Here is a 12,835-nt window from a genome sequence, read left to right on the forward strand (position 1 = left end):
CTAGCCGCTCTGTTCAAAAAGCCCCGCAATCTTGCGGGGCTTTTTGCATTGGGAGGCGGACGGACGGCCTCGTTCGCCGTCGTCGACCCAATTGCGTCGCAAGTCTGGACGCTATCCGTGGCAGGCAGATACAATCGAAGGTTTTCAGGACGCAATAAGACCAGCACATGCAGGTATTTTTTGGAGATCCGCGGCGTTATCAGCTGCCAGCCTGCGCCTTGACCATCGGCAATTTCGACGGCGTGCACCTTGGCCATCAGAAAATGCTGCAGCGGCTGCGGCTGGAAGCCGACGCGCGCGGCTTGCCGACGGCCCTGTTGACCTTTGAGCCCCATCCGCGGGAGTTCTTCGCGCGCGACAATCCGCCGGGCCGCTTGTCCACGCTGCGCGACAAACTGGCGTTCTTGCAGCGGCTGGGCCTGGTCGACTATGTGTTCGTCTATCGCTTCAACCGCGGCTTCGCCGGCATGTCGGCGCCGGATTTCATCGACAAGGTCCTGGTGCAGGGCCTGCAGACCAAGTATTTGCTGATCGGCGACGATTTCCAGTTCGGCGCCAAGCGGCAGGGCCATTTCGAGATGCTGAGTTCCTGTCCCCACTTCGTCACCGAGGCGATGCCGACGGTGCTGGCGATGGGCGAGCGGGCTTCCAGCACCTTGGTGCGCGAGCGGCTGGCTGCCGGCGACCTGAGCGGAGCGGAAAGTCTGCTGGGGCGTGAGTACCAGATCTCCGGCCGCGTGGTGCACGGCAAGAAGCTGGGCCGCACCATAGGCTTCCCCACGGCCAACATCCATTTGCCGCATTTGCGTCCGGCCTTGCAAGGCGTGTTCGTGGTGCAGGCGGAAACGGCCGACGGCGTGCTGGGCGGCGTGGCCAGCCTGGGTTTGAACCCGACGGTCAGCGATACTCCGGATTACAAGCTGGAAGTGCATCTGTTCGATTTCGCCGGCGATCTCTACGGCCAGCGGCTGACGGTGCGATTCCTGAAGAAACTGCGCGACGAGGCGCGGTATGATGATTTATCGGCGCTGATCGCTCAGATCGAAAAAGACGCGGCCAGCGCCAAGACCTATTTGACAAGTTTGCAGCGAGAGCAGGCATGAGCATCGATTATCGAAAAACCGTAAACCTGCTGGATACCCCCTTCGCCATGCGCGGGGATCTGGCCAAACGCGAACCGGCCTGGGTCAAGCGCTGGCAGGAGGAGAAGCGCTACGACAAGCTGCGCAAGCTCTCCGCCGGCCGCCCCAAGTTCATCCTGCACGACGGCCCTCCGTACGCCAACAACGACATCCACCTGGGCCACGCGGTCAACAAGGTGCTGAAGGACATCATCGTCCGCTCCAAGACGCTGGCCGGCTTCGACGCCCCCTATGTGCCGGGCTGGGACTGTCACGGCCTGCCCATCGAGCTGATGGTGGAAAAGCTGCACGGCAAGGACATCCCCGCCGCCAAGTTCCGCGAGCTGTGCCGCGAATACGCCAAAGAGCAGGTGGCGCGCCAGAAGAAGGGCTTCATCCGCCTGGGCGTGCTGGGCGATTGGGACAATCCCTATCTGACCATGGACTTCAAGACCGAGGCCGACATCGTGCGCACCCTCGGCAAGATCTTCGAGAACGGCTATCTGACCAAGGGCGAGAAGCCGGTGCACTGGTGCATCGAGTGCGGCTCCTCGCTGGCCGAGGCCGAGGTCGAGTATGAGGACAAGGTGTCGCCGGCGATCGACGTCGGTTTCAAAGTGCTGGACGCCGACAAGGCGGGCGCGGCCTTCGGCGCCGACGCCTCCGGCGCGATGGCGGTGATCTGGACCACCACGCCGTGGACCTTGCCGGCCAACCAGGCCGTCGCCGCCGGCGCCGAGCTGGTTTACCAATTGCTGGACACCCCCAAGGGCAAGCTGATCCTGGCCAAGGACCTGGCAGAGTCCGCGCTGAAGCGCTACGGCGTCGAAACCAGCCAGGTGCTGGGCGAGGCCAAGGGCCGGGCGCTGGAGCTCTTGCAGCTGCAACACCCGTTCTACGCGCGCCAAGTGCCGGTGATCCTGGGCGACCACGTGACCACCGACGCCGGCACCGGCCTGGTGCACACCGCGCCGGCCCACGGCCTGGAAGACTTCCAGGCCGGCCTGCATTACAAGCTGCCGGTGGCCAACCCGGTGGCCGACAACGGCCGCTACAAGACCGGCACCGAGCTGTTCGCCGGCCTGCTGGTCTGGGACGCCAATCCGCGCATCATCGAAACGCTGGAAGAGCACGGCGCTCTGGTGCACAAGGCCAAGCTGGAGCACAGCTACCCGCATTGCTGGCGCCACAAGACGCCCATCATCTTCCGCGCCACGCCGCAGTGGTTCATCGGCATGGACAAGGCCGGCCACGGCGGCGAGACCCTGCGCGCGATCAGCCAGCGCGCGGTGGACGCCACCGAGTTCTTCCCGGCCTGGGGCCGCGCGCGCCTGGACGCGATGATCAAGAACAGCCCCGACTGGTGCGTGTCGCGCCAGCGCAACTGGGGCGTGCCGATGACCTTCTTCATCCACAAGGAAAGCGGCGAGCTGCACCCGCGCTCGGCGCAATTGCTGGAAGAAGTGGCGCTGCGCATCGAGCAGCAAGGCATTGAAGCCTGGTTCAGCCTGGACGCCAAGGAGTTGCTGGGAGACGAGGCCGAGCACTACCGCAAGCTGTCCGACACCCTGGACGTGTGGTTCGATTCCGGCTCCACCCATTTCGCCGTGCTCAAGCAGCGCGCCGAGCTGGCCTGGCCGGCCGACCTGTATCTGGAAGGCTCGGACCAGCATCGCGGCTGGTTCCAGTCTTCGCTGAAAACCGGCTGCGCCACCATAGGCCGCGCGCCGTACAAGCAGTTGCTGACTCACGGCTTCACCGTGGACGACAAGGGCTACAAGATGTCCAAGTCGCGCGGCAACGGCATTGCGCCGGAAGAAATCTGCGGCAGCTTGGGCGCCGACATCCTGCGTCTGTGGGTGGCCAGCGCCGATTACTCCGGCGACATGTCGCTGTCTCAGGAAATCCTGAAGCGCACGACGGAAAGCTATCGCCGCCTGCGCAACACCATCCGCTTCCTGCTGTCCAATCTGTCGGATTTCGATCCGCTGGAACACGCCGTGCCGCTGGCCAATATGGTGGAGCTGGACCAGTACGCGCTGCTGCGCGCGCGCGAAGTGCAGGAGAAGGTGGCGGGCGAGCTGTACTCGCGCTACGCCTTCCACCACGTGGTGCAGGAAGTGGTCGGCTATTGCTCCGAGGATCTGGGCGCCTTCTATCTGGACGTGATCAAGGACCGCCTGTACACCACCAAGGCGGACAGCCACGCGCGCCGCAGCGCCCAGACCGCGCTCTACCACATCACCCGCAGCCTGCTGCTGCTGGTGGCGCCCATCCTGTGCTTCACCGCCGACGAGGCGTGGAACGTGCTGGTGGACAGCGAGGAAGAGTCGACGCTGTATCACGTCTGGCACGAGTTCCCGGCCCAGGCGGCCGAGCGCGAAGCGGCCTTGTCCGCCAAGTGGCAGGCCATCCGCGAGCTGCGCGCCCAGGTCAACAAGCAGATCGAGGCGCTGCGCAGCGCCGATCAGCTGGGCTCCTCGCTGCAGGCCGAGATCGAAATCGAAGCCGACGCCGAGCTGTCGCAGTGGCTGAACGCCTTGGGCGATGAACTCAAGTTCGTGCTGATTGTCTCTAAAGCCAGCGTCAAGCAAGGCGAGCAAACCCGCGTCAGCGTGGCGTCGTCGACGCAGCAGAAGTGCGAGCGTTGCTGGCACTACCGCGCCGACGTCGGCAGCCACGCCGGCCACGGCGCGGTGTGCGGCCGTTGCGTGGACAATATCGACGGCAAGGGCGAGACGCGCCGCTTCGCCTGATCCGCGTTAACGGGACGCGGCGGCACGGCCGGGCCGGAAGCATGGGGCGCTAAGCGTCCCGGGCTTCCGGCGCTTTGATATAGAGTGCGCGGAGTTCCGCTTCGCATCGTGGAAAGGTCTGATGGAATCTGCAATGACTATGCCCAAGGCCAAGCAATGGCCGAAGTGGTTCGCGCTGGCGGCGGTGATCGTGCTGCTGGATCAATTGACCAAGATTTATTTCAACGGCAATTACCAGTACGGCGAAGTCCGGGAAATCATTCCCGGCTTTTTCGGATTCACCTTGCTGTACAATCCGGGCGCGGCGTTCAGCTTCCTGCACGACGCCGGCGGCTGGCAGAAGTATCTGTTTTCCGGGCTGGCCTTCGCCGTCTCCGGCTGGCTGGGCTGGAACATCTTCAAGAACCGCTTCAGCGGGCTGATGAACCTGGCCGCGGCCTTCATCATGGGCGGCGCGCTGGGCAATGTGATAGACCGCATCGTCCATGGCCATGTGATCGATTTCATCCAGGTGCATTACTACAGCAGCTGGTCGTACCCGGCCTTCAATCTGGCGGACTCCTTCATCTGCGTCGGAGCCGCCCTGATGGTGCTGGACAGTTTCAGAAAGCCGCGCGCCTGAGCGCCGCGGCTTGAGCAAGGATTTGTGATGACGAAGACCATCATGCTGGCCAACCCGCGCGGTTTCTGCGCAGGGGTGGACCGGGCCATCGCCATCGTCGAGCGGGCGATCGAACTCTACGGCGCGCCGATCTACGTGCGCCACGAAGTGGTGCACAACCGCTTCGTCGTCGAGAACCTGCGCGCCAAGGGCGCCGTGTTCATCGAAGAACTGAAGGACGTGCCCAGCGGCAGCACCCTGGTGTATTCCGCCCACGGCGTGCCGCTGTCGGTGCGCGAAGAGGCGGCGGCGCTGGGCCTGCAGGTGTTCGACGCCACCTGTCCCTTGGTGACCAAGGTGCACGTCGAAGTCAAGCGCATGAACAAGGCGGGCATGGAGATCGTCATGATAGGCCACGCCGGCCACCCCGAGGTGGAAGGCACCATGGGCCAGGTGGACGGCGGCATGTATCTGGTGGAGAACGTCGCCGACGTCGCCAAGCTGCAAGTGCGCAACCCGGCGGCGCTGTCCTACGTCAGCCAGACCACGCTGTCGGTGGACGAGACTCGCGACATCATCGCCGCGCTGAAGGCGCGTTTCCCCGAGATCTCCAGCCCGAAAAAAGACGATATCTGCTACGCCACGCAAAACCGGCAGGACGCGGTGAAGGTGTTGGCCGACGAGTGCGACATCGTGGTGGTGGTGGGTTCGCCCAACAGCTCCAATTCCAATCGCCTGCGCGAAGTGGCCGCGCTCAAGGGCGTGGACGCCTATATGGTGGACAACGCCGGCCAATTGGTGGAAGCCTGGTTTGCCGGCAAGCGTCGCGTCGGCGTCACCGCCGGCGCCAGCGCGCCGGAAGTGCTGGTGCAGGCGGTGATAGACCAGATCAAGGCCTTCGGCGCGGACAGCGTCAGCGAGCTGGACGGCGTGGAGGAAAACACGGTGTTCGCGCTGCCGCCGGCGCTGCGCGAGGACAAGCGCGCCTGAGCCGGCCCGGCACGGTTTGAAGCGCCAGACCGCCCCGCGATCCCGCGGGGCTTTTTCATGCGCGCGCGGCGGCGATCCCGGGTTGAGGGCAGGGGTATTGAAAAGCCCGCGACAGCCCTTATCTGATGCGCATCGTTGACCAACTATTGTGTAAGTCACCATGAGCGCATTGAAAGAAACCCTGGGTTTTCAGACCGAAGTCAAGCAGCTGCTGCAGCTGATGATCCACTCCTTGTACTCCAACAAGGAAATCTTCCTGCGTGAACTGATTTCCAACGCCTCCGACGCCGCCGACAAGCTGCGCTTCGAAGGCCTGGCCAAGCCCGAGCTGTTCGAGAACGAGCCGGAGCTGAAGATCACCATCGGCTACGACGCCGAGGCGCGCACGCTGACCATCGCCGACAACGGCATCGGCATGAGCCGCGACGAAGTCATCGCCAATATCGGCACCATCGCCAAGTCCGGCACCAAGGCCTTTTTCGAGCAGCTGTCCGGCGACGCCAAGAAGGACGCCAACCTGATCGGCCAATTCGGCGTCGGCTTCTACTCCGCCTTCATCGTCGCAGACAAGGTCACGCTGACCACCCGCCGTGCCGGCGACGCCGCCGCCACCCGCTGGGAATCCCAGGGCGCCGGCGAATACACGCTGGAGCAGGTGGAGAAGGCCGGCCGCGGCACGGAAATCGTGCTGCACCTGAAGGAGGGCGAGGACGAGCTGCTGAACGACTGGAAGCTGAAGGGAATCGTCCGCAAGTACTCCGACCACATCTCGATCCCGATCGAGATGAAAAAGGGCAATAGCTACGGCGAGAACGGCGAAGTCATCGTCAGCGACGAGATGGAAGCGGTCAACTCCGCCTCCGCGCTGTGGACTCGCGGCAAGAGCGAGATCAGCGAAGAGCAGTACAAGGAGTTCTACAAGCACGTCGCCCACGATTTCACCGACCCGCTGGCCTGGAGCCACGCCCGCGTCGAGGGCCGCCAGGAATACACCGAGCTGTTGTACATCCCGTCGCGCGCGCCGTTCGACCTGTTCGACCGCGAACGCAAGCAGGGCGTCAAGCTCTACGTGCGCCGCGTCTTCATCATGGAAGACACCGAAAAGCTGATGCCGCACTACCTGCGCTTCGTGCGCGGGGTGATAGACAGCAACGACCTGCCGCTGAACGTGTCGCGCGAGATCCTGCAGGAAAGCAAGGACATCGACGCCATCCGCAACGGCTGCGTCAAGAAAGTGCTGGGCCTGCTGGAAGACCTCTCGGCCAATCAGCCGGAAAAATACACCGAATTCTGGCAAGAGTTCGGCCAGGTGCTGAAAGAGGGCGTTGGCGAGGACATGGCCAACAAGGAGCGCATCGCCAAGCTGCTGCGCTTCGTCTCCACCGCGTCCGAAGGCGTCGAGCCGGCGGTGACGCTGGGCGACTACGTGGCCCGCATGAAGGAAGGCCAGGACAAGATCTACTACATCACCGCCGACACCCTGGCCGCGGCCAAGAACAGCCCGCATCTGGAAGTGTTCAAGAAGAAGGGCGTCGAGGTGCTGCTGCTGACCGACCGCGTCGACGAGTGGGTGGTGGGCTCGCTGTTCGAATTCGACGGCAAGGCGCTGCAATCCGTGGCCAAGGGCGCGCTGGATCTGGGCGCTTTGGAAGACGAAGCCGACAAGGAAGCGCAGAAGCAGGTGGAGGAAAGCGCCAAGCCTGTGGTGGAAAAAGTGCAGAAAGCGCTAGCCGACCGCGTCAAGGAAGTGCGCGCCACCGCCCGCCTGACCGAGAGCCCGGCCTGCCTGGTGGCCGGCGAGCACGATATGAGCGCCCATCTGGAGCGCATGTTGAAGGCGGCGGGCCAGAAGGTGGAAGCCAGCAAGCCCACGCTGGAGATCAACCCCGAGCACGTGCTGGTGAAAAAACTGGCCGAGGAGGCCGACGAGGCGCGCGCCGACGATCTGGCCCAGGTGTTGTACGACCAGGCCCTGCTGGCCGAGGGCGGCAAGCTGGAAGACCCGGCGGCCTTCGTCAAGCGCATCAACAAGCTGATGCTGGAGCTGTCGGCTTAAGCCTGAGGCCGCTCCGATCGGAATGCCCCGCCGCGCGCGGGGCATTTTTTTGCGCTGGCAATAATGCCGCGCCAAAAATCATGGCTGGGCGTATCATCGGCGGCTTCTCTCTCGCTATGACTTGGTCATGATGGAACTGTCGCTGATTCACGCCTTGCCGGAAGGCCCCTGGCTGACATTGGACCTCAAGGCGGTCCAGGCGCAATGGGAGACGCTGGCGGCGCAGCCGGCCGCCCTCGCCGCGGACAAGGCCGGCCAGTGGCTGGAGCAATGGCGGCGCTCGGCCCTGGCGCCGGCGGAACGCCTGCAGCTCTTGCAGGCGCTGCGGGCGCCGCTGGCCGCGCTGGCGGCCAGGCTGGAGCGCGCGGCGGCGCGGCAGGATCCCTCCTGCACCCCGGAAGCGCGCGCGGCCTTGCAGTCGGCCCGCCAATTGCTGCGGCAATGGCATGAGCAGTGCAAGCTGCTGGCCCAGGCCTTCAGCGCGCAGGAGGCCGGCCGTTTTTCCAGCTCGCGTCCGCGGCTGGAGGCCCTGCAACTGGCGCTGGCCAGCGGCTACGACTTGCTGGCCTTGCACGCGCGCGGCTACGCGCCGCCGCACAAGGGCTTCTGGCGCGATTGCCACCGCCTGTACGCCTACGCGCTGGCCCAGGGTTGGGAGGGGCGGCAGGCGTCCGGCGGCGCGCCGCCGCCGGGACTCAGCTATCGCCGCATCATGCTGCTGGGCCTGACCGCCAGCAACCGTTTGGAAGCGGCCAAGATCGCCTTGCTGCTGCAATGGCTGGAGCAGCACGCCGGCCTGCTGCGCGTGGAGCAACTGGATCAGCCTTTGGGCGACGACGGCGCGCTGGCTTTCCGCGCCGACGCCGACCGGCCGGCGCGCTTCTGCGCCGAACTGGACCTGGACGGCGACGGCGTGTGGTGGCGGCTGGACGCCGGCCGCCTGCTGCAGCGTCTGGACGAGCTGGGCCGCCAACGCCAGCGCCAGGGACTGGACGACGGCCACGAAGCCTGGCTGCTGGCGCGACTGCGCCAGGAGTGGGGCGCGCCGCCGCGCCGGCGGCACGTCAGGCTGCGCCGGCTCAGCGTCGAAACCGTCGAACTGGTCAGCCTGTTGCCGCGCTGCTGGCGGCTGGCCGCCGGCGAGCCGGCCGACGGGGAACTGGAGCCCTGCCGGCTGCAGATCAGCAATCTCAGCGCTTCCGGCCTGCTGCTGCAGGGCGAATCCCTGCGGCAACCCTTGCGCGCCGGCGAAGTGGTGATGCTGCGCCGCCGCGGCTTCGGCTGGCAGCTGGGCCTGGTGCGCTGGGTCAGCTTCGGCGGCGAGGACATGCAGACCGAGTGCGGGATAGAGTTCATCGGCAAGCGGCCGCAGGCGGTCGAGGTCGCCGCGGTCACCAGCCACGCGGCCGGCGGCTTCGAGCCGGCGCTGCGCATGCAGGCCGAGCGCCATTTCCGCCATTCCGGCATCCTGGTGTTGCCGGGCCGCCTGTATCAGGCCATGCGGCCGTTTCATCTGCGCGGCGCCGACGGCGAATGCCGGGTGCGCGCGCTGCGCTTGTTGCAGCAGACCGCGCATTATCAATTCGTCGAGATCAAGGTCGACGAGCTGTTGCCCGCCGACGCGCAGGCTTGAACGGCGGGCCCGGCGGCGGACAAGTTCCGCCACGGCGCCGGCCAGTGCTGGTATCCTTGCCGCCATGAGCAACGCCCCCCTTCCCGAGACCGGGCCTTCGGCCGACGATTTTCAGCTGACCGCGCCGGAACTGCCCGCCAGCGTGCCGATCGCGCACGTGTTCGGCCAGCCGGTGCTGGAAGTGCCGCAGGATCTGTTCATCCCGCCGGACGCGCTGCAAGTGATTCTGGACAGTTTCGAAGGCCCGCTGGACCTGCTGCTTTACCTGATCCGCAAGCAGAACCTGGACGTGCTGAACATTCCGATGGCGGAGATCACCGTCCAGTACATGGCCTATATCGACGCGATGCGCGACGGGCGCCTGGAACTGGCCGCCGAATACTTGCTGATGGCGGCGCTGCTGATCGAGATCAAGTCTAGGCTGCTGCTGCCCAGGCCGCAGCTGGACGAGGAGGGCGAGCCGGACGATCCGCGCGCCGAGCTGGTGCGCCGGCTGCTGGAGTACGAGCAGATGAAGCTGGCGGGGCTGGAGCTGGACAAGCTGCCGCAGGCCGACCGCGACTTCGCCTGGCTGGCGGTGCTGATCGAACAGTCGGCCGAGCAGCGGCTGCCCGACGTCAGCCCGGCGGACCTGCGCCAGGCGTGGATGGCGATTCTGTCGCGCGCGCGCCACCATCGCCACCACAAGGTGGAGAAGGACGAATTGTCGGTGCGCGAGCAGATGAGCTGGATTCTGCGCTATCTGGACGGCCGCGAGTACGTGCCCTTCGACGAGCTGTTCGACGCGGACAAGGGCGTCGCCCACCTGGTGGTCAACTTCATCGCGGTGCTGGAGCTGGTGAAAGAGGGCCTGGTCAAGGTCAGCCAGGAGGCGCCGTACCAGCCCATTTATGTCAGGATTGCGCTGGTCTGAGGCGGGCGCGCGCCGATTTGCACTTGATGTTGGCGCGGCAGCGATTAGGATACAGATATCCATTGCGAGAGCATGCCATGCACATCGAAGCGGCCGACCAGAAGCATCTGCCAGCCTATCGGACTTTTTTCCAGGCCTGCCGTGAGGAAGGGCTGGATTATTACCGTCGCGCCGGCGCGGATTCCGACGCCTGGCTCGGACAATTGCTGCAGCACGCCGAAGGGCGGGCGCTGCCCGAAGGCTGGGTGCCGTGCCGCACCTGGTTTTTGATCAACGGCCGCACCGAGATCATAGGCGCGATCCGCCAGCGCCTGGCCGACAGCGCGCTGATCGTGGAGCGCATCGGCCACATCGCTTTCGAAGTGCTGCCGGCCTGGCGCGGCCACGGCTACGGCCGAGTGCTGCTGCAGTACGTGCAGACCCTGGGCGAGAAGCCGGCGCACGGCAACTGGGTGTTGGTCTGTCCGGCGGACCGGCCGGCCGCGGTGCGCACGGTGGAGGCCTGCGGCGGCCAGTTGCTGGAAACGATGGAGCACGGCGGGCGGGCGTTCCGGCGTTACAGCCTGACCGCGCTGGCGGCCTGGGACGACATGGCGGAAGGATTAATTTAGCCCCGGACGGAGAGTTCATGTAGAATATCCGGTTTCCTGCGCAAACGTGTTTCGGCTTCACGGCTCAATGTCCACCATCACCGACCTAAAATATCTGAAGATCGTGCTGGAGACGGCGTTACTGACCGCGCAGGAACCTCTGTCGGTTGCCATGCTCAAAAAGCTGTTCACCGAAGAGGTGAAAGCCGCGTTGATCAACGACATCCTCGACGATATCCAGAGCGACTGGAGAGGCAAGGGCGTTGAACTGGTCAAATTGGCGTCGGGATGGCGCTTTCGCGCCCGAGCGGAGTTCACGCCATACTTGAACCGCTTGAACCCGGAAAAGCCGCCGCGATACTCGCGCGCGGTAATGGAAACCTTGGCGATCATCGCCTACAAACAACCTGTGACCCGTGGCGATATCGAAGCGATACGCGGCGTATCGGTGTCCACCGGCGTGATGCAGACTCTGCTGGAACGCGGCTGGATCGAAGTCATCGGCCACAAGGACGTACCCGGCAGGCCGGGCTTGTATGCCACTACCCGAAAATTCCTGGACGATCTGGGCTTTGTCTCGCTCAAGGATCTGCCGCCGTTGGCGGAGCTGGGAAGCCTGGTAGTGCCCGAGGCGGCGCCTCGGGATCAAGGCCCGGCAGCGGCCACAGACGACATCCCCCTCGACGATGAGGCGGATAATTTCGAGCCCATCGCAGAATAACATCGACATTCTGCCGGTTGCTCGCACGGAAAGAGCAAAGCACATATGTCTAAAGGACAACGCAATCACGCCCGCCAGCCGGTGGCGCGTGTCAAAGGTCGCGAAACATCCCAAGCGCGCCAGCCGGGCACCGGCGGCGTTCAGCCGCGCGGCAAGACCCAGGGCGGCATGATCAAGAACCGCAACGGCCAGCCGGCCGAGGCCAACGCCAGGCAAGGCCAAGCCCGCGCCAACGGCGGCAAGGGCCGCGCGCCGCAGAACGGCCGCGCCGCGCGCGACGCCTACGGCAACCCGCTGATGCACGAAGGCACGCCGCTGTTCAAGCTGAGCCGCCGCGAGCAGGAACAGCAGCAGATGCAGCAGGCGCAAGGTCGCAACAAGCCGACCTACCAGCGCGACAGCAACGGCGACGTCAACGGCAACGTGGCCCTGGATCACGAGCGCCGCTTCGGCAACAAGAACGCCGCCGCGCCGGCGGGTCAGCCGGCCGCCGGCAAGGGCGGCGCTCAGCCGCGCCAGGGCAAGCCGGAGGGCGGCAGGCCGCAATTGGTGCAGAAGGCCAAGAAGCTGCGCTTGCGCAGCCCCAATCAGGACATCAAGGACAAGGCCAAGCGCCTGCGCGAAGTCCGCGTGGACCTGGACGACATCGAACCGGTGCGGCTGCAAAAAGCGCTGGCGGCGTCCGGCGTCGGCTCGCGTCGCGAAATGGAAGAGTGGATCGAGGCCGGCCAGGTCACGGTCAACGGCAAGAAAGCCAGTCTGGGCGACCGCGTCGGCCCGCGCGACCGCGTGATGGTCAAGGGCGACCAGATCAAGCTGAAATGGCCGGACCGCCTGCCGCGCGTGATCATGTATCACAAGGAAGAAGGCGAAATCGTCAGCCGCGACGATCCGGAAGGCCGCGTCACCGTGTTCGACCGTCTGCCGCAAGCCAAATCCAGCCGTTGGGTGGCGATAGGCCGCCTGGACGTCAACACCTCGGGCCTGTTGCTGATCACCACCAGCGGCGAGCTGGCCAACCGCATGATGCACCCCAGCTTCGAAGTGGAGCGCGAGTACTCGGTGCGGGTGCTGGGCGAGTTGACGCCGGAAATCATGAAAGAGATGGTGGCCGGCGTGGAACTGGAAGACGGCGAAGCGCGCTTTGACCGCATCTTCCAGAAAGGCGGCCCGGAAGAAGCCGCCAACCAATGGTTCAACGTAGTGATCAAGGAAGGCCGCAACCGCGAAGTGCGCCGCATGTTCGAGCATTTCGGCCTGACCGTCAGCCGCCTGATCCGGGTGCGCTTCGGCAATATCGGCCTGCCTCCGCGCTTGAAGCGCGGCCAGTTCTACGAACTGAACTCCGCTGAAGTGGCGGCGGTGATGAAGTGGTCCAATCTGACCGTCACCGGCGGCAAGAAGGCGCCGCCGGTCAAGAAGGCCTCGGCCAAGGCGCACCGCTGAGCGCGCGC

The 12,835-nt window shown here is 65.2% G+C and carries 10 protein-coding genes; all 10 read left to right on the forward strand.

Annotated elements, in window-relative coordinates; all coding sequences use genetic code 11:
* Nucleotides 1-167 precede the first annotated feature (167 nt).
* The 10 genes from JW897_RS15720 (at nucleotide 168) to JW897_RS15765 (ending at nucleotide 12,827) form a co-directional block, all read left to right on the forward strand.
* A complete protein-coding gene (locus JW897_RS15720; protein WP_048412577.1) occupies nucleotides 168-1,103 on the forward strand; it encodes a bifunctional riboflavin kinase/FAD synthetase in 936 nt (311 codons plus the stop codon).
* Nucleotides 1,100-3,877: an isoleucine--tRNA ligase gene (gene ileS / locus JW897_RS15725; RefSeq protein ID WP_048412578.1), complete on the forward strand. Its 2,778-nt coding sequence runs from the start codon at nucleotides 1,100-1,102 to the stop codon at nucleotides 3,875-3,877. Before JW897_RS15720 ends, ileS begins: the two co-directional genes overlap by 4 nt.
* Before the next feature lie 133 nt (nucleotides 3,878-4,010).
* Nucleotides 4,011-4,499: a signal peptidase II gene (gene lspA / locus JW897_RS15730; RefSeq protein WP_048412579.1), complete on the forward strand. Its 489-nt coding sequence runs from the start codon at nucleotides 4,011-4,013 to the stop codon at nucleotides 4,497-4,499.
* Between the two features lie 27 nt (nucleotides 4,500-4,526).
* Nucleotides 4,527-5,468, forward strand: coding sequence for a 4-hydroxy-3-methylbut-2-enyl diphosphate reductase (gene ispH, locus JW897_RS15735; RefSeq protein WP_048412580.1), 942 nt, complete (start codon nucleotides 4,527-4,529; stop codon nucleotides 5,466-5,468).
* Nucleotides 5,469-5,628: 160 nt separating this feature from the next.
* Nucleotides 5,629-7,524, forward strand: coding sequence for a molecular chaperone HtpG (gene htpG, locus JW897_RS15740; RefSeq protein ID WP_048412581.1), 1,896 nt, complete (start codon nucleotides 5,629-5,631; stop codon nucleotides 7,522-7,524).
* Between the two features lie 127 nt (nucleotides 7,525-7,651).
* Nucleotides 7,652-9,157: a hypothetical protein gene (locus JW897_RS15745; protein WP_205466878.1), complete on the forward strand. Its 1,506-nt coding sequence runs from the start codon at nucleotides 7,652-7,654 to the stop codon at nucleotides 9,155-9,157.
* Between the two features lie 64 nt (nucleotides 9,158-9,221).
* On the forward strand, nucleotides 9,222-10,070 hold the full coding sequence (locus tag JW897_RS15750; RefSeq protein ID WP_205466879.1) for a segregation and condensation protein A: 849 nt from the start codon (nucleotides 9,222-9,224) through the stop codon (nucleotides 10,068-10,070).
* A 77-nt stretch (nucleotides 10,071-10,147) separates the two neighbouring features.
* Entirely contained in the window at nucleotides 10,148-10,681 is a 534-nt protein-coding gene (locus JW897_RS15755; RefSeq protein ID WP_048412583.1) for a GNAT family N-acetyltransferase, read from the forward strand.
* Between the two features lie 67 nt (nucleotides 10,682-10,748).
* Nucleotides 10,749-11,381: an SMC-Scp complex subunit ScpB gene (gene scpB / locus JW897_RS15760; protein ID WP_019102634.1), complete on the forward strand. Its 633-nt coding sequence runs from the start codon at nucleotides 10,749-10,751 to the stop codon at nucleotides 11,379-11,381.
* A gap of 45 nt (nucleotides 11,382-11,426) precedes the next feature.
* Nucleotides 11,427-12,827 carry a pseudouridine synthase gene (locus tag JW897_RS15765; protein ID WP_048412584.1) on the forward strand — a complete coding sequence of 467 codons (1,401 nt, stop codon included), beginning with the start codon at nucleotides 11,427-11,429 and terminating at the stop codon, nucleotides 12,825-12,827.
* The last annotated feature ends 8 nt before the right edge of the window (nucleotides 12,828-12,835 follow it).

This window comes from Chromobacterium alkanivorans, from assembly GCF_016937655.1.
GTDB classification, from domain to species: Bacteria; Pseudomonadota; Gammaproteobacteria; order Burkholderiales; family Chromobacteriaceae; genus Chromobacterium; species Chromobacterium alkanivorans.

Bases quoted from the DNA above. Each gene is read 5' to 3' on its own strand.
- JW897_RS15720 (WP_048412577.1), top strand. From the start codon at position 168: ATGCAGGTATTTTTTGGAGATCCGCGGCGTTATCAGCTGCCAGCCTGC.
- ileS (WP_048412578.1), top strand. From the start codon at position 1,100: ATGAGCATCGATTATCGAAAAACCGTAAACCTGCTGGATACCCCCTTC.
- lspA (WP_048412579.1), top strand. From the start codon at position 4,011: ATGACTATGCCCAAGGCCAAGCAATGGCCGAAGTGGTTCGCGCTGGCG.
- ispH (WP_048412580.1), top strand. From the start codon at position 4,527: ATGACGAAGACCATCATGCTGGCCAACCCGCGCGGTTTCTGCGCAGGG.
- htpG (WP_048412581.1), top strand. From the start codon at position 5,629: ATGAGCGCATTGAAAGAAACCCTGGGTTTTCAGACCGAAGTCAAGCAG.
- JW897_RS15745 (WP_205466878.1), top strand. From the start codon at position 7,652: ATGATGGAACTGTCGCTGATTCACGCCTTGCCGGAAGGCCCCTGGCTG.
- JW897_RS15750 (WP_205466879.1), top strand. From the start codon at position 9,222: ATGAGCAACGCCCCCCTTCCCGAGACCGGGCCTTCGGCCGACGATTTT.
- JW897_RS15755 (WP_048412583.1), top strand. From the start codon at position 10,148: ATGCACATCGAAGCGGCCGACCAGAAGCATCTGCCAGCCTATCGGACT.
- scpB (WP_019102634.1), top strand. From the start codon at position 10,749: ATGTCCACCATCACCGACCTAAAATATCTGAAGATCGTGCTGGAGACG.
- JW897_RS15765 (WP_048412584.1), top strand. From the start codon at position 11,427: ATGTCTAAAGGACAACGCAATCACGCCCGCCAGCCGGTGGCGCGTGTC.